At 70.5% G+C, this 16,203-nt stretch carries 17 protein-coding genes; 13 read left to right on the top strand and 4 right to left on the bottom strand.

Going from position 1 to position 16,203, the window contains the following annotated elements; all coding sequences use genetic code 11:
- Window positions 1-232: 232 nt before the first annotated feature.
- Complete coding sequence (locus tag ACGH48_RS18625; protein WP_123311385.1) at window positions 233-802, top strand: manganese efflux pump MntP family protein; 570 nt, start codon at window positions 233-235, stop codon at window positions 800-802.
- 23 nt (window positions 803-825) lie between these two features.
- Here ACGH48_RS18625 and ACGH48_RS18620 read toward each other — a convergent pair whose 3' ends face one another.
- On the bottom strand, window positions 826-2,214 hold the full coding sequence (locus ACGH48_RS18620; protein WP_396289696.1) for a hypothetical protein: 1,389 nt from the start codon (window positions 2,212-2,214) through the stop codon (window positions 826-828).
- A 139-nt stretch (window positions 2,215-2,353) separates the two neighbouring features.
- Here ACGH48_RS18620 and ACGH48_RS18615 point away from each other — a divergent pair, with 139 nt between their 5' ends.
- The 3 genes from ACGH48_RS18615 (at window position 2,354) to ACGH48_RS18605 (ending at window position 4,145) form a co-directional block, all read left to right on the top strand.
- Entirely contained in the window at window positions 2,354-3,076 is a 723-nt protein-coding gene (locus ACGH48_RS18615) for an SDR family NAD(P)-dependent oxidoreductase (RefSeq protein WP_396289694.1), read from the top strand.
- 17 nt (window positions 3,077-3,093) lie between these two features.
- Entirely contained in the window at window positions 3,094-3,744 is a 651-nt protein-coding gene (locus tag ACGH48_RS18610) for a dihydrofolate reductase family protein (RefSeq protein WP_396289693.1), read from the top strand.
- Between the two features lie 125 nt (window positions 3,745-3,869).
- Window positions 3,870-4,145, top strand: coding sequence for a hypothetical protein (locus tag ACGH48_RS18605; RefSeq protein WP_396289692.1), 276 nt, complete (start codon window positions 3,870-3,872; stop codon window positions 4,143-4,145).
- On the opposite strand, the gene ACGH48_RS18600 is transcribed toward ACGH48_RS18605, so the two are convergent.
- The gene (locus ACGH48_RS18600; protein WP_396289691.1) at window positions 4,146-4,685 is read right to left on the bottom strand and encodes a MarR family winged helix-turn-helix transcriptional regulator; all 540 of its coding nucleotides are present in this window, start codon (window positions 4,683-4,685) and stop codon (window positions 4,146-4,148) included.
- Between the two features lie 58 nt (window positions 4,686-4,743).
- Between ACGH48_RS18600 and ACGH48_RS18595 the strand changes: the two genes are divergently transcribed.
- Window positions 4,744-5,970: an FAD-dependent monooxygenase gene (locus ACGH48_RS18595; RefSeq protein WP_396289690.1), complete on the top strand. Its 1,227-nt coding sequence runs from the start codon at window positions 4,744-4,746 to the stop codon at window positions 5,968-5,970.
- A gap of 8 nt (window positions 5,971-5,978) precedes the next feature.
- Here the strand turns inward: ACGH48_RS18595 and ACGH48_RS18590 are convergent, their stop codons facing one another.
- Window positions 5,979-6,770 carry an SDR family NAD(P)-dependent oxidoreductase gene (locus ACGH48_RS18590; RefSeq protein ID WP_396289689.1) on the bottom strand — a complete coding sequence of 264 codons (792 nt, stop codon included), beginning with the start codon at window positions 6,768-6,770 and terminating at the stop codon, window positions 5,979-5,981.
- Between the two features lie 108 nt (window positions 6,771-6,878).
- On the opposite strand from ACGH48_RS18590, the gene ACGH48_RS18585 reads away from it, so the two are divergent.
- The 7 genes from ACGH48_RS18585 to ACGH48_RS18555 all read left to right on the top strand — a co-directional run bounded on the left by ACGH48_RS18585 (window position 6,879) and on the right by ACGH48_RS18555 (window position 14,841).
- On the top strand, window positions 6,879-7,376 hold the full coding sequence (locus tag ACGH48_RS18585) for a MarR family winged helix-turn-helix transcriptional regulator (protein WP_396289687.1): 498 nt from the start codon (window positions 6,879-6,881) through the stop codon (window positions 7,374-7,376).
- Between the two features lie 112 nt (window positions 7,377-7,488).
- Window positions 7,489-8,508, top strand: a complete 1,020-nt coding sequence (locus ACGH48_RS18580) for a LacI family DNA-binding transcriptional regulator (RefSeq protein ID WP_396289685.1) — start codon at window positions 7,489-7,491, stop codon at window positions 8,506-8,508.
- A 110-nt stretch (window positions 8,509-8,618) separates the two neighbouring features.
- Entirely contained in the window at window positions 8,619-9,881 is a 1,263-nt protein-coding gene (locus tag ACGH48_RS18575) for an ABC transporter substrate-binding protein (RefSeq protein WP_340196957.1), read from the top strand.
- 25 nt (window positions 9,882-9,906) lie between these two features.
- Window positions 9,907-10,860: a carbohydrate ABC transporter permease gene (locus ACGH48_RS18570; protein WP_396289684.1), complete on the top strand. Its 954-nt coding sequence runs from the start codon at window positions 9,907-9,909 to the stop codon at window positions 10,858-10,860.
- Window positions 10,857-11,729: a carbohydrate ABC transporter permease gene (locus ACGH48_RS18565; RefSeq protein WP_396289683.1), complete on the top strand. Its 873-nt coding sequence runs from the start codon at window positions 10,857-10,859 to the stop codon at window positions 11,727-11,729. Before ACGH48_RS18570 ends, ACGH48_RS18565 begins: the two co-directional genes overlap by 4 nt.
- Before the next feature lie 53 nt (window positions 11,730-11,782).
- Window positions 11,783-13,060, top strand: a complete 1,278-nt coding sequence (locus ACGH48_RS18560) for a family 1 glycosylhydrolase (RefSeq protein WP_396289681.1) — start codon at window positions 11,783-11,785, stop codon at window positions 13,058-13,060.
- 98 nt (window positions 13,061-13,158) lie between these two features.
- Window positions 13,159-14,841, top strand: coding sequence for a CBM35 domain-containing protein (locus ACGH48_RS18555; RefSeq protein ID WP_396289680.1), 1,683 nt, complete (start codon window positions 13,159-13,161; stop codon window positions 14,839-14,841).
- Window positions 14,842-14,993: 152 nt separating this feature from the next.
- Here the strand turns inward: ACGH48_RS18555 and ACGH48_RS18550 are convergent, their stop codons facing one another.
- Complete coding sequence (locus ACGH48_RS18550) at window positions 14,994-15,425, bottom strand: MerR family transcriptional regulator (RefSeq protein WP_396289678.1); 432 nt, start codon at window positions 15,423-15,425, stop codon at window positions 14,994-14,996.
- Window positions 15,426-15,485: 60 nt separating this feature from the next.
- Here ACGH48_RS18550 and ACGH48_RS18545 point away from each other — a divergent pair, with 60 nt between their 5' ends.
- The gene (locus ACGH48_RS18545) at window positions 15,486-16,187 is read left to right on the top strand and encodes an SDR family oxidoreductase (protein WP_396289676.1); all 702 of its coding nucleotides are present in this window, start codon (window positions 15,486-15,488) and stop codon (window positions 16,185-16,187) included.
- The last annotated feature ends 16 nt before the right edge of the window (window positions 16,188-16,203 follow it).

The raw sequence follows: 16,203 nt of genomic DNA, 5'->3' as shown, positions 1-16,203 counted from the left end.
CTGGGCGGGTCGCACGCGGTGTGTCGTGGAACCTCGGCGGACCGCACGCGGGGTGTCGTGGATCCTCCCGCGCTTCCAGGCGACCACGGGGGTCCGGGGCGGGCGCACCAACCCCCGGATTCGGCGCGACGAATACCGCTGATCAGGCCTTTTCGTGCTGGGTACCGTGCCAGGATCATCAGGTCCTGAGACGTCGGCGTCTCCGTCCGACCGTCTCGAAAGGCGCCGCCCCATGTCGTTCTGGGCCCTCTTCCTCATCGCGCTCGGCGTCTCCGCAGACGCCTTCGCCGTCGCCCTCGGCAAGGGCCTGCACATGAAGCGTTTCGACGTGCGGCACGCCCTCGTCATCGCGCTGACGTTCGGTGCGTTCCAGGCGCTCATGCCCCTGCTCGGATGGTTGCTCGGTTCGGCGTTCGCGCAGTACATCGCGGCCTTCGACCACTGGGTCGCGTTCGGACTGCTCGCGCTGATCGGCGGCAAGATGCTGTGGGAGGCGTTCTCGAAGCACGAGGACACCGAGCAGGACACCGACCGCCTGCCGATCCGTGAGCTCCTGGTCCTGGCGATCGCGACGAGCATCGACGCCCTGGCCGTCGGCGTCACGTTGGCGTTCCTGCCGGTGTCGATCGGCGGCGCGGTGCTGCTCATCGGTGTGACGACGGCGGTGCTGTCCTTCGCTGGCGTGGTCGTCGGGCGCCGTGTCGGAGCCCGGTTCGGCAAGCCCGCCGAGATCGCCGGCGGTGTGGTCCTCATCCTGATCGGCGTGAACATCGTGCTCGAGCACACGGGCGTCATCGGCTGACGCTGCGGAACGGACGCCGACCGTCAGATGTCGAGGACCCCGTCCACGGCTGACTCACGCGCAGGGATGTCCCGGGTCGCGATGTCCTCCTCGAGGTGCACCGTCACGTACGCCCAGTCCTCGACGTGGCCGGCGTCGTCGAACACGCGGTACCGCCGACGGAGCCGCAGGTACGGCACGTCGCTGTGCTCGAACGACACGACCACCTCGGTCGCGGGCCACTCCCCCTCGACGACGACCTCGACGGCGCGGTAGGCGCTCGCTGCACGGCGAGGCTCGGGGTGATCGCGGGTCCACAGGATCCCCGGTTCGGCCAGCGACTCGAACACACCGACCAGTGCGGCGACCGCCTGCTCCTTCCTCGACTCGTGCGTGTCGTGGAGCGGCCACCGGGTGCCCTCGACCCCGGTGAGGTCGAACCGCTCGATCCACGGGGCACGAGCCGCTTCGAGCCGTTCCCGTTCGTTCTCCCACGACGACTCGTCCTCGTCGTCGTCCACCGTCCGTGCCGGCAGGGCATCGGTGGTGATGGTGGTCGGCAGACCGTCGGAGAGGTCGACGTCGACCTCGCGGTACTGGTAGGTGTAGAGCAGCCCGCCCGTGGTGTCCGGGATCCGCCGGGGCCCGGTGGGGGCGTACCGGACGGTCAGCACCGAGCCCTCGCGACCGACGCCCTCGACCAGGTGGTCGACGGTGATCGTCGCGCGGCTGCCGTCCGGTCGAACGAGCACCAGGTCGGTCGCCGGGGTGGGCAGCGGCGGACCCGGGTCCGCGAGGGGCTCCATCGTCGGGACGAAGCCCTCGTCCTCGTCGCCGAACGCGATGCTCCAGGTGTACGGGCCACCGTCGTCCTCGTCGTCGAGCAGCTCCGGTTCGTCGTCCTCGGCGGCCGCCTCGGCCTCGAGCGTCGCCGCCCACTCCTCCGGTGTCGGCCAGAACGGCTCGGCCGGCGCCCACGGCAGGGTCTCCGGATCGACACCGTCGAGCGGGTCGGAGTCGGAGTCGGAGTCGTCGGCATCCGTATCGCCGTCCGGCGAGCCGTCCACGTCGTCGCCGTCCCACATGGACGCGTCACGAGGGTCACCGATCCACAACCCGTCCACATCGGCACCGTGCGGCCGACGATCCCCGAGCTCGACCGCGCACGTCAGACCGGTCGGCGTGACGTGCACGGCGGACCGGGACACCTCGTCGCCACCGTCACCGTTCGACTCGTAGACGACCCACGCGCCCGCTGTGGTCGCCAGGACGCGGACGTCGTCGACCGCACCGTCGGGCAACGGAGCACCAGGCCACGTCACCCACCGCACGTCGTCACCGGTGACGACTGCTGCGACCGGACGCGTCGCGTCCGGCAGGATCGTCGCGTCGCCGACGGCGACGGCGTCCGCAGGGTCGAGGAAGCTGCTCATGTTGCGACCGTACTGCAGCCCTGTGGCCGGGCCGAGAACGGACGGGAGGCGCGGGGCGGGCCCGCCCCGCGCCTCCCGTCCGCCCCGTTGCTGGTCCACCTGCCGCACACGACTCCGCCACCCGGCGCATGATGAACGCATGTCCCGCATCCTCGTCACCGGATCGACCGACGGCCTCGGGCGGGCGACCGCCGACACCCTGCTGCGCGACGGCCACGACGTGATCGTGCACGCCCGGAGCACGGCGCGCGCCGAAGCGGTCGCCGACCTCGTCGACCGCGGCGCCGCACTGGTCGTCGCCGACCTGTCCGACCGGGCCGCCGTGATCGCCGCCGCGCGCGACCTCGACGCCGGCGACCCGATCGACGCGGTCGTGCACAACGCCGGCGTGATCTCCGGCCGTGCGCTGATCCCGGTCAACGTCGTCGCGCCGTACCTGTTCACCGCGCTGCTCCGGACGCCGACCCGGCACGTGTACCTGAGCAGCGGGATGCACCGCGGCGGTCGACCCCGACTGGACGGCGTCGACTGGGACGGCACCGCGGAGACCAACACGTACTCGGACACCAAGCTCTTCGTGACCGCGCTCGCCGCCGAGGTCGCCGAGCGCCGGCCCGGCGTCCTGAGCAACGCCGTCGACCCGGGCTGGGTGCCGACGAAGATGGGCGGCGCGGGGGCGTCGGACGACCTCGAGCTCGGACACCGCACGCAGGAGGCCCTCGTGACCGACCCCGACGCAACCGTCAGCGGCGGTTACTGGTTCCACGGGCAGCGGCGGGAGCCGCACCAGGCGGTCGCGGACCCGCAGTTCCGCCGCCAACTCGTCGAGGCGCTGGCGGCGGCGACCGGCATCACCCTCTGAAGCAGGACAGGAGCGCCATGTCGACGGTCAGGGTCCACAACTTCGCGATCTCGCTCGACGGGTACGGTGCCGGAGCGGACCAGTCGCTCGACCGGCCGTTCGGGCACGCCGAGGGTCGCCTGATGGACTGGTTCGCGGCCACCGCGACCTTCCGCGCGATGCAGGGCGCATCCGGCGGGACCACGGGAGTGGACGACGAGTTCGCGCGCGCGTGGGGGCCGGACATCGGCGTCGAGATCATGGGGCGGAACAAGTTCGGACCCCAGCGCGGACCGTGGCCGGACGACGGCTGGACCGGCTGGTGGGGCGACGAACCGCCGTTCCACACGCCGGTCTTCGTGCTCACGCACCACCCCCGCGAGCCCCTCGAGATGGCGGGCGGGACGACCTTCCACTTCGTCGACGCGACCCCGGCGGAAGCGCTCGAGCTCGCGCGCCAGGCCGCACCGGGTCGGGACGTCCGCATCGGCGGTGGGGTCGAGACCGTCCGCGAGTTCCTGCAGGCGGACCTGGTCGACCACCTGCACCTGGTCGAGGTACCGATCGTGCTCGGCCGGGGCGAGCGGCTCTGGGACGGGCTCGAGGGCATCGAGGAGCGCTTCGCCGTCGAGACGGTCGCGTCGCCGTCCGGCGTCGTGCACCGCACGTTCTCGCGGGCGGCGCGCTGATCGCAGGGTAGGGCACTGATCGATCCTGAGCCGCAGCGCCTGCAGAGGACTACCGTCAGGGACAGGTGACCCGAGCCCCCGGCTGCCGGCACGATCTCTTCGTCCGATGCCGACCGGAACAGGCCATGTCCTCCTCGCAGCCCGACTCCCCACCCCTGACGAACGGGGTGCTCCCGCACGAGACGACGAGCTGGACCACGCTCGAGGTCGACCGCTGGGAAGCGCGCTCCGGTCGGTCCCACATCGGGACCGTCGTGTTCACGCACCGGTACGAGGTCCGTGGGTGGTCCGGCGAGGTCTTCGGCGACCACACGAGCCTGGAGAGTGCGAAGGCACAGCTCGAGGCATTGGCGCGGTGGAGCCTGGGTGAGCGACCGTGGTCACCCGATGCGATCGCCTGATCAGTCCATCGCGTCGTCGTAGATCCCGATCAGGCGGTCCAGGAACGCCTGCACCGTGGCGCGTTCGGTGGCGTCCATGCCGGCGACGACGTCCTCGATCCCCTCGATCAGCGGCAGCACCAGGTCGTACGCACGGTCGGAGGACGGCTCGGCTGCGGTGACGACGAGCTTGCGGCCGTCGCTGGGGTGCCGCTCCCGCGTGACGTGGCCGGCGGACTCGAGTCGGTTGAGCACGAGGGTCATGGCAGCGGTGGAGATCTCCAACCGTCGCGCGAGCTCGGTCGGGGTGGACTGGCCGTGGCTGATGAGGTGGTCCATCGCCTCGAGCCCGGCCGCGTCGACGTCGAGCGCTCTGGCGAGGTGTCGCTCGAACCGCTGCTGCCGCACGCCGACCTGCTGCACCCGTGCGCGGATGTCGTCGTCCGGCAGAGGTCGTCCGTCGCGACGGGCGGCTTCGCGGTCGCGTCGGTCGTCGCGGTCGCGCCGGGCGTCGAGGTCTCGCGGTCCGTCGGTGGGCGCTGTCGGTTCGTCGTGCGGCACACCGCGATGATAGTCGTGTAGATTGCCAATCTCATTGGTAATCAAGATTCGAGGCAACATGTCGACCGACCGCAAGCGCGTCCTCATCTCCGGTGCGAGCATCGCCGGGCCCGCCCTGGCGTACTGGCTGCACCGCTACGGCTACGAGACGACGATCGTCGAGCGCGCCCCCGAGCTCCGGACCGGCGGCCAGAACGTCGACGTGCGGGGTGCCGGGCGCGAGGTGTCGCGACGGATGGGCATCGAGGACGACATCCGCGCCGCCACGACGGGTGAGGTCGGCATGCGGTTCGTCGGCCGTTCCGGCTCGGTGATCGCGGAGTTCCCGGCGGGCACCACGGACTCGGGTGGTGCCACCGCAGAACTCGAGATCCTGCGCGGTGACCTCGCGCAGCTGCTCGTGAGCCGGACCACCGACACCACCGAGTACCGGTTCGGCGACCGCATCACCGGCATCGCGGACAACGACGGCGGCGCCGGCGACGGCGTGACCGTGCAGTTCCAGCACGCCCCCGAGGAGCGTTTCGACCTGGTGATCGCGGCCGACGGCATCGGCTCGAGCACCCGGCGGCTGGTCTTCGGCGACGAGCCGCAGATCCGCTCGCTCGGCCTCGAGACGTCCTACGCGACGATCCCCCGAACCGAGGCCGACGACGACTGGTGGCGCTGGTACAACGCGCCGGGTGGCCGGTCGGTCACCCTCCGTCCGGACCCGCACGGCACGATCCGGGCGACGCTGTCGTTCGTGACCGACCGGACACGGGAGCGCGCCGGCTCCGAACGACGATCCATCGAGGAGCAGCGCCGACGACTGCACGAGGTGTTCGCGGACGCCGGGTGGGAAGCGGCGCGCGTGCTCGAGGGCATCGACACCGCTGACGACCTGGACTCCGAGTCGATCGGGCAGGTCCGTGCACCGAGGTGGTCCGCGGGTCGTGTGGCGCTCGTGGGCGACGCCGCCTACTGCGCCTCGCCGGTCAGCGGCATGGGCACGAGCCTGTCGCTCACGGGGGCGTACGTGTTGGCCGGTGAGCTCGCCGCCCACGTCGACCACCGCGATGCCTTCCGTGGCTACGAACGCATCATGCGGCCCTACGTCGCCCAGGCGCAGCAGCTGCCGCCGGGGGTGCCGCGGGTCGCGAACCCGAAGAGCCGGCTCGGGATCGCTGCGTTCGGTGCCGCGGTCCGGGTCGCGTCCACCCCGATCATCGGTCGGCTCGGCGACCGGTTCTTCACACCTCCGGCGGACGCGATCGACCTGCCGGACTACGCGCACCTGGGCTGACGTGCCACCTACAGGAGCCCGGTCAGGACACCGCCGTCAGCCCGGATCGCCGCGCCGTTCGTCGCGGAGGACAGCGGGCTCGCAAGGTAGGTGACGAGCGCCGCGATCTCGGCCGGGTCGATGAAGCGCTCGAGCAGGCTGGTCCGGTTCTGAGCGATGATCGCGGCCTGCATCGCCTCGACCGGAAGAGCCTGCGCCTCGGCGATCGCCTCGACCGTCGTCGCGACACCGTCGGAGTACGTGGGGCCGCCGAGGACGGTGTTGATCGTGACCGAGGTCCCACGGGTCTGCTTCGCGAGTCCGTTCGCCAGCGCGATCACCGCGGCCTTGGTCACGCCGTAGTGCACCATGTCCGCGGGGACGTTCACGCCGGACTCGCTCCCGATGAACACGATGCGACCCCACCCGCGTTCGAGCATCCCGCCGAGCAGGTGCCGCGACAGGCGGACCCCGCTCATCACGTTGACCTCGAAGTACCGGGACCAGTCCTCGTCGGCGATCGACTCGAAGGCGGCGAGTCCGAAGAGTCCGACGTTGTTGACGAGGACGTCGACGGCGTCGAGTGACCCGAGCAGTCGGGTGACGGCGCCCGGGTCTCCGAAGTCGGCCGCGATCCCGGACACCGTGGCTCCCGGATGGTCACGCCGCAGGCGATCGACGGCTGCCTCGACCCGGGCTTCCTCCCGGCCGTTGACGATCACGCGCATGCCCTCGGCCGCGAGTGCTGAGGCGATCGCGTACCCGATGCCCTGCGTCGATCCGCTGATGAACGCCGTTCTGCCTCGGAGCTGCAGGTCCATGGATCCTCCTCCGTCGTCCCGCGTCGCTCGACCCGGTGACTTGCCTGAGCAAGTCACCGTACGGGAGGTTTGCTTGCTCAGGCAAGTCATCGGTCGTACGATGCCCTGATGGCACCGCCCGAACCACACGGCCTGCGCGGCGAACGACTCGAGATCTGGGCAGCCGTGGCGACGATGCTCGAACGACTCCCGGTCGCCCTGGACGCCCAACTCCAACGAGACAGTGGCCTCACGCACTTCGAACTCGGGGTCCTCACCGCCCTCGACGCCGCGCCGGACAGGACCCTGCGGATGAGCACCCTCGCCGGGTACGCGAGCTCGACGCTCTCGCGGCTGTCCCGCGCGGTCACGCGGCTCGAGGCGAAGGGGTGGGCGCGCCGTGTGGTCGACACGACGGACGGCCGATTCACCCTCGCGGTCCTGACGGATGACGGGCACGGCAAGGTCCTCGAGTCGACGCCCGCGCACCATGCCCTGGTCGAGCGCCTGGTCTTCGACACGCTCACTGCGACCCAGACGCGGCAGCTCGGGGTCATCGCGCGGAGCATCGGCGACGCGGTGGACGCAGCTCCGTCGTGGACACCGCCCGGGGCCCGCCAGCCGTGACCGGACTGACACGTCCGGGCCGCACGACGCTGGTGCGGTAGGTTCCTGCCCAACGCATTCCGGACGCGAGAGGGGAGCGCGGATGGCCCAGGGACACCGCTCGCCCCCCACGATGAGCGACGTCGCAGCCGTCGCGGGCGTCTCGAAGAAGACCGTCTCGAACGTCCTGTCGGGCTACGAACACGTCTCGGCCCGCACCCACGACCGGGTGATGGCTGCGGTGGACGAACTCGGCTACGAGCTCAACGTCTCGGCCCGGAACTTCCGCGCCGGCCGGTCGAAGGTCATCGGCCTGGCGGTGCCGGAGCTGCGGCAGGCGTACTTCGCCGAGCTCGCCGACGCCGTCATCCGCGCTGCCGGTGCGGTGGGGTACACGGTGCTCATCGAGCAGACCGCGAGCGGTGTGCGCGAGGCGGACGCGATCACCCGGATGCGCGAACACTCGATCGACGGCATCATCTACAGCCCGCTGACGGTGCGGTCGAACGATGCCCCTGCGCTCGAGGTGAAGTTCCCCCTCGTGGTGCTCGGCGAGCCGATCCCGGACACCCCGGTCACGTTCATCACGATGTCGAACGCGGACGCGCTGCACGATGCGACGGCGCACCTGCTCGACGCGGGCCGTCGGTCGATCGCGTTCATCGGGTCAGAACCGTCAGGGCCGGTGCGGACGGCGCAGGAGCGGCTCCGCGGGTACCGCGAGGCGCTCGCCGAGCACGGCGTGGCGTTCCGAACCGAGCTCGTCGTCCCCACGGCGCTCTGGCACCGGGCTGAAGGGGCAGCGGCGGCGCGGGCTCTGCTCGACTCCGGCGTCGAGGTCGACGGGATCGTCTGCTGCAACGACGCCCTGGCACTCGGGGCGATGAGCGCGTTGCAGCTCGCCGGTCGGACCGTGCCGGACGACGTCGCGGTGGTCGGCTTCGACGACATCGAGGAGTCGGCGTACGCGACGCCCGCGCTCACCACGGTGTCGGCCGACCTGGACCGGGTCGCGGCGACGGCGGTCGGGGTCCTCGTCGAACAGCTGGAGGAGGACGCGGCCGTCGAACCGGGTGTGCTGCGCTCGCCGCACGCGTTGGTCGTGCGGGCGTCGTCGGCGCCCGTCGCAGTGGAACGCACGGTCTCCGCCTGAGGTCTTGACCTGCCCGAGGGGCACGGACTACTGTCCAGATTTACACCGGTGTAAATCCGGCATGGACGAGGTCCCGCACACCGATGTGCAGGACGGATGGCAGGTTTTCGATGAAGAAGCACATCGCAGTCGTCGCGCTCGCAACAGCGGCGGCGATCTCCCTGGCCGGATGCGCCGGCTCCCCCGGATCGTCCGCGAACGCCCACGTCGACCTGACGTTCTGGCACGGGTACACCGAGGCCGACGGCAAGGTCCTGGACGGCATCGTCAAGGACTTCAACGAGTCGCAGGACAAGGTCACGATCACGACCCAGACGAAGACGTGGGCGGTCATCGACGACACGATGCTCCCCGCGCTGACGGCGAAGAAGGGCCCGGACATCGTCGCGATGACCTCGGACCGACTGCCCGTCTACGCCGAGAAGAAGGCCCTCGTCGACCTGAGCGACTTCTACGACGACGACACCAGCAACACCGGCGAGCTCAAGGAGCAGGCCGTCGCGATGGAGCAGGTCGACGGCAAGGAGTACGGCGTCCCGAGCGGCTTCGTCCCCCTGTCCGTGATCTACAACAAGAAGCTCTTCGCCGAGGCCGGCATCGACGCGTTCCCGACGACGTGGGACGAGTGGGTCGCCGACGCGAAGAAGCTGACGAAGGACGAGAACGGCGACGGCACCCCGGAGCAGTACGGGCTCGTGCTGCCGGACCACCAGACGGTCGGCAACGGCATCTGGCCGAGCCTGTTCGCGGGCAACGGCGGCTCGATCACGAACGACGCCGGGACGAAGTCGACCATCGACTCCGCTGCGAACGTCGAGACGCTCGAGTACTGGGCGAAGGCGATCCGGCAGGACAAGATCTCGCCGACCGGTGTCGACGGCATCGCGGCCGACAAGCTCTTCACCGCCGGCAAGACCGCCATGGAGATCGGCGGCCCGTGGATGGCCGGCGTCGCGAAGGCGTCCGACATCGACTACGGGATCGCCGCGATCCCGGCCGGCCCGAAGGCGCAGGTGGCCTCCGCCATCGGCATCTCGCTCGGCGTGACGGCACAGACCGACGACCCGAAGCAGGCCGCTGCCGAGGACTTCCTGCGGTACTTCAACCAGAAGGACGTCGCGACCAAGTGGGCGCTCGGGTCGGGTTGGCCGTCCCTGCGCACCGACGTCACCGCCGCCGACGTCGACGCGAACCCCACCGTCGCGGCGCTGACCGGTCTGACCGGCACGACGATCCCGCTCCTCCCGGGCGTCGTGAACAGCGGTGACGTGCTCACCGCCCTCGACACCGCGACGCAGAAGTCGATCGCGGGCGGCGACCCCGAGTCGCTGCTCGGCACCGCCGACGTCGACGTGCAGTCAGCCCTGAAGTAGCAGCAGCGGCCCCCGGAGGACCCTCGTGACCACGCAGCAACTCGGCCGACGCCGTCGGTACCGCCCCCCGCGACAGCTCGGCGGCCGGACTCCCCTGAACGGGACCTTCCGGCGCCGTGCGACCGTCGTCGGATTCCTCGCACCCGCGATCGTCGTCCTCGGAGCGTTCGTGCTCTGGCCGATGCTCTCGGCACTGCGGCTCTCGTTCACCGACGCCAGCGGCTTCGGTGACCCGAGCTGGGTCGGCTTCGCGAACTACGTCCGGGTCTTCACCGACCCCGACGTGGTCCGCTCGATCGGCAACACGGCGCTGTACTCGGTGCTGTTCACCCCGGTCGCGATCGCCGTGGCGCTGGTGCTGGCCCTGGCGCTCAACCACCCGGCGCTGCCGTTCCGCGGCTTCTTCCGCTCGGCGCTGTTCCTGCCGTTCATCGTGTCCCTGGCGGTCGCCGCGTTCGCGTGGTCGTACCTGCTCGACCCGCAGATCGGCCTGCTGAACCACTGGCTCCAGGTGGGCGGCATCCGGCTCGGCAACGTCCTGCAGGACCCGACGCTCGCCATGCCGACCGTGGTGCTCGTCGCGGTCTGGAAGAACTTCGGCTTCTACATGGTCATCTTCCTGGCGGGGCTGCAGGAGATCCCGACCAGCCTGTACGAGGCGGCACAGCTGGACGGTGCGAACGGCCGCCAGCGGTTCGCGAACGTGACGTTCCCGATGCTCAGCAACACCATGGCGTTCGTCGTCATCGTCGCGCTCATCGCCGCACTGCAGGCGTTCGACCAGATCTACGTCCTGACCGGCGGCGGGCCGTACCGGTCCACCGAGACGATCGTCATGCAGATCTACCAGTCCGGGTTCAAGGACCTCGACCTCGGCTTCGCGTCCGCCCTGGCGTACGTGCTGCTCATCGCGACCCTGCTGCTGAGCCTCGTGCAGTTCCTGTTCTTCGGCAAGCGCGGAGAGGACACCGCATCATGACCGCACTCCCCCGTCCGGCCACCGCGGTCCGGCGCAGGACCGTCGCCCGGCGCCCACCGTCGATGCGGTGGCTCGGTTTCGCCGCCGTGCTCATCGTCACCCTCGCGGTGCTGCTCCCCGTGCTCGTGATCGTCTTCACGGCGTTCAAGCCGGCGAGCGAGGTGAACGCCTACCCGCCGACGCTCTTCCCGCACACGTGGACGCTCGACAACTTCCGGGCGATCTTCACGCAGCTGCCGTTCGGCCGGCTCATCCTGAACAGCTTCGCCTTCGCCGGCGGGGTGACGGTGTTCGCGCTGGCGTTCGACGCGCTCGCCGCCTACGCGCTGGCCCGGCTCGACTTCCGGGGCAGCAGGGTCCTGCTCATCGTGATCATCGCCAGCCTGATGATCCCGTTCCAGGCCACCCTGATCCCGATCTACCAGCTCGTGTCCGACCTCGGGTGGGTGAACACCTTCGCCGGCCTCATCGCCCCGCGGGCGGCAGACGCGTTCGGGATCTTCTTCCTCCGGCAGTTCTTCGTGTCGCTCCCCCGCGACCTCGACAACGCGGCGCGCATCGACGGCGCGTCCGAGTGGCGGATCTTCCGGAGCATCATCCTGCCGAACGCCGTGCCGGCACTGCTCACCCTCGGCATCTTCACCTTCGTCAACAACTGGAACGACCTGCTCTGGCCGCTGGTGTTCACCACGGACCAGGACATGGGGACCATCACCTCGGGGCTGACGCTGCTGACCGGACCCGGCGGCATCATCCCGCAGGGCGTGATGATGGCCGGCGCCCTGATCGCCGTGCTGCCCCTCGCCGTCATGTTCCTGCTCGTGCAACGGCGCTTCATCGAGAGCGTCGCCAGCACCGGGCTCAAGTGACGACGACACCGCGCGGTCCCCTCGGGGGAGCGCCCACCACGAAACGAGACACCATGCACTGGTCCGACGACGGACGGCTGCACTTCGCCCTGGGCATCGAGGACACCTTCGTCCCGCAGGCCCGGCCGGGTGAGCGCCCCATCGACGAGTACGAACTCACCGACCACTACCGGCAGTACGCCGCCGACCTCGGCCTGGCGGTCGACGTCGGTGCCGAGCTGCTCCGCTGGGGCGTCCCCTGGTACCGGGTGGCCCCGGAGCCGGGCGTCTGGGACTGGTCCTGGGTCGACGGTGTCATGCAGCGCTTCCGTGAGACCGGCCTGCGGCCCGTCATCGACCTGCTGCACTACGGCACACCGCTCTGGCTCGACGGCCAGTTCGCGAACCCCGACTACCCGGCGCACGTCACGGAGTACGCGGCCCGGTTCGCCGCCCGGTACGGCGACGTCGCGACCGACTACACGCCCGTCAACGAGCCCGTGATCCACGCCCTGTTCTCGGGTGAGTACGGCTACTGGCCGCCGTACCTGACCGGCGCCGAGGGCTCCGCCCGCATCGCCTCGGCCCTGGCGAAGGGGTTCGTCTCCACCCAGCACGCGATCGCTCGTGAGCTCGGTGACGACGCCACCTTCGTGCACGTCGACGCCGGTATCCGGTACGTCGGCGACGTCGACGTCCCCGAGCACCGTGACACCGTGGCGCGGCTCCGCGCCCAGACGTTCCTGGTCGAGGACCTCGTGACCGGCGGGGTCGACGACCACCATCCGCTCGTCGGACGGCTGCGCTCCGGCGGTGTCACCGACGTGGACCTGGACTGGTTCCGACAGCACGCGGTCCGGCCGGACGTGATGGGCGTCAACTACTACCCGCTGCACTCCACCGAGGTGTTCGAGTCGGGGGTGCACCACGGTGGCGGGTTCGCGGACCCGCGGCCCTACGAGGACACCGGTGTCGAGGGGCTCCGCGACGTCCTCACCACGTACGCCGAGCGGTACGGCGCTCCGGTCATGCTGACCGAGACGTGCGTCACCGGGTCCGTCGACGAACGCATCGGCTGGCTCGACGACTCCGTGGCCGCCGTGCACGAGCTCCGTGCCGAGGGCGTCCCGGTGGTCGGGTACACCTGGTGGCCGCTGTTCGACATGTACGAGTGGACCTGGCGGCACACGGACGCACCCCGCCAGGAGCACCTGCTCACGATGGGCCTCTTCGACCTCGTCGAAGACGGCGTCGGCGGCCTCGACCGCCGCCGCAACCCGGTCGCAGACGCCTTCGCTGCGCACACGCGACAGGAACGCGCCGTGGCAGCGGCCCTGTCGGCGACCCAGTGACGGTCTGGAGGCGCGAGTCGGGTCGGTCCCGCGCCTCCCGTCCGTCTCCGCGCACCACCACTGCACCACAACCGCACCACCTGACCGAACGGAGCACCATGTCCCTCCGCCTCGGCGCCGCTCCGGCGCCTCGTCGACGCCGAACGCTCGCGCTCGTCGTCACCGCTGCCGCCGCTGCGGCAGCCCTCGTCGCCGGTGTCACCGGCCCCGCCCCCGCGCAGGCGGTCACGACCGGCAACGGAGCCCTCGTGTACTCACCTGCCGCGGGCTCCTCGTTCAACCCGGAGGGCGGCCGCGCTGCCGGGACCACCTACGCGAAGAACATCGTCCTGAAGAACAGCGGGTCGGCGAACGGGCAGCAGTTCGTCACGTTCGACCAGCTGGTGCTCGAGAACGGGGTGCAGATGTACCCGATCTACCGCAGCACCGACAACGGCACCTCGTGGAGCCGCGTCGCCACCGTCAAGCCGAGCGCGCAGTTCCCGACGCTCACGCGCACCGCCCAGCCCTCGCTGTACGAGACCCCGATCCAGCTCGGCACGATGCCGGCCGGCACGCTGCTGCTGAGCGGGATGATCATGCCCACCGACCGGTCGAGCAGCCGACTGGTCATGTACAAGAGCCTCGACCACGGGCTGACCTGGTCCTTCGTGAGCACCGTCGACACCGGCGGTCCGGCCACCTACGACCCGAGTCCGACCTCGACCACCTCGACCGTGTGGGAGCCGTCCGTCGCGGTCGACGCCAACGGCGGCCTCGTGACGTACTTCTCCGACGAGCGGCAGAAGGCGAAGGGCGTCCTGCAGGCCGTCAGCTACCGACGGTCGACGGACGGCGGTCTCACCTGGGGTGGCCTGGTGAACGTCTCGGCGCCGACGAACAAGAGTGACCGGCCCGGCATGATCACGGTCACCCGGATCCCGAACGGCAACTACGTGGCGACGTTCGAGGTCGTCAACCGGCCGAGCCAGACGAACAACACGGCGCCGGTGTACTTCAAGACATCGCCCGACGGACTCACCTGGAGCCCGGAGACGAGCATCGGCACGAAGATCGCACTGCCCGACGGCCGCGGGGTCGGTTCCTCGCCCGAGGTCCGCTGGGTCCCGACGACGGGCAACGCGAACGGCATGATCGTGGTGTCGTCGAAGTGGTCGCTCGACAGCGCCGGCAACATCGACGGCGGGCAGAACTTCGTCGTCAACCGCAACCAGGGCTCCGGCTCGTGGGAGCAGCTGCCCTACGCCGTCACGTACGACGCCCGCGACGCCGAAGGCGGCACGTTCAGCGGCTTCGCCCAGGGCTTCGACTCGAGCGCGGACGGCAAGACGCTCTACCAGGCGACGAACGTCGAGAACCTGACGACGACCTACAACGACGTGCGGGTCGGGTCGATCCCGATCAACGCGCTGCGGTACGAGGCCGAGTCCGCGGTCCGGAACGACACGAGCACCGTCACGCAGGCCGACGCGGTGGGCGGCGCGAAGGTCGGCAACATCAACAACGCGACCAGCTCCGTGCAGTTCACGGTGCAGGCGGCGACCGCGGGGACGTACACCGTCAACGTCCGGTACGACAACGGCACCGGGGCGACGAGCACGCATGCGCTCGCCGTCAACGGGACATCGGCCGGGACGATCAGCTACGCGCCGACCGTCAACTGGGGGCGCTTCGGGTGGGCGCAGAAGACCGTCACCCTGAAGGCCGGCGCGAACACGCTGACCTTCACGAAGGGCACCGGCTTCGCGGAGCTGGACCAGATCCAGGTGTTCCAGCCCTGACGCCGCACCAGCTGCCCTGGTCGTGACCAGGTGGCGGACGGGCGCACCCGCTCGGCGGCGACGCGAAGCGTCGCGCGGGTGCGCCGACCGAGCCTGCGAGGGAGGATGTGGCGGGCGCGCACCGTGCCTCCCGTCCGTTCTGCCGTTCCGTCTCAGGCCGCGACCGCTCCGTCCGCCGGCTCGCGCAACGCCGGGCAGTGCTCGGCGGTCGGGTGCTCGGAGATCGCGATGACCTCGTCGAGCCGGCCGCGTGCCGCTTCGAGCTCTGTCATCTGCGCCGTGATCCGGTCGCGCTCGGCGACGAGCAGCGCGAACGACTCCGGGGTCGCGTGCCCGCTGTCCACGCACGGCAGCAGCTGCACGATCGTGCGGCTCGGCAGGCCGGCGGCGAACAGCTGCTGCACGAGCTGCACGCGTTCCACCGCCGGGGCGTCGTAGACGCGCTGCCCGCTGGTCGTCCGCGACGCGGTGAGCAGTCCCTGCTCCTCGTAGTACCGCAGCGAGCGCACGCTGGCGCCGGTCTCCGCGGCGAGGTCGCCGATCCGCATGCCGACTCCGATCCGGGGCTTGCCCCTGACATCCATGTGAGGTCTTAGCGTAACCGAGCCGCTGCGGGAGACACCCGCACGGCAGGAGGAGACACCATGGAGATCGCTGGATCGGTCGCACTCGTCACCGGCTCGAACCGGGGCATCGGACGCCGCTTCGCCCTGCAGCTGCTGGAGCGCGGGGCCACCAAGGTCTACGCGACCGCACGCCGACCGGAACTCGTCGACGTCGAGGGCGTGGTGGCGCTGCCGCTGGACATCACCGACCAGGCGTCGATCGAGGCGGCGGCCGCAGCCGCGGGCGACGTCACCCTGCTCGTGAACAACGCGGGCATCTCGACGACGGGCTCGCTGCTCACCGACGACCTGACGGACGCGCGCCGCGAGATGGACACGCACTACTGGGGGAACCTCGCGATGATCCGAGCGTTCGCACCGGTGATCGAGCGCAACGGTGGCGGTGGCATCGTGAACGTCCTGTCCGCGCTGTCCTGGTTCGTCTACCCGGGATCCGGTGCGTACGCGGCGGCGAAGGCCGCCGAGTGGAACCTGACGAACGCCGTCCGGTTGGAGCTCGCCGGCAAGGGGATCAGCGTGCAGGGGCTGCACCTCGGCGCGGCGGACACGGACATGATGGACGGCTACGAGGGACCGAAGGTCGACCCGGGCGACGTGGCGCGGGCTGCGCTGGACGGCGTCGAGCGCGGCGCGGCCGAGGTCGTCGTCGACGAGTGGAGCAGCGCGGTGAAGGCGTCGCTGTCGCAGGACCCGTCGGCGTTCTACGCGCAGTTCGCCTGAGCGGGGCGGCGCCGGG

Origin of the sequence: Curtobacterium pomorum, assembly GCF_044497295.1 — a bacterium.
Taxonomy (GTDB): Bacteria; Actinomycetota; Actinomycetes; order Actinomycetales; family Microbacteriaceae; genus Curtobacterium.
This window is presented reverse-complemented; position numbering and strand designations above follow the sequence as displayed.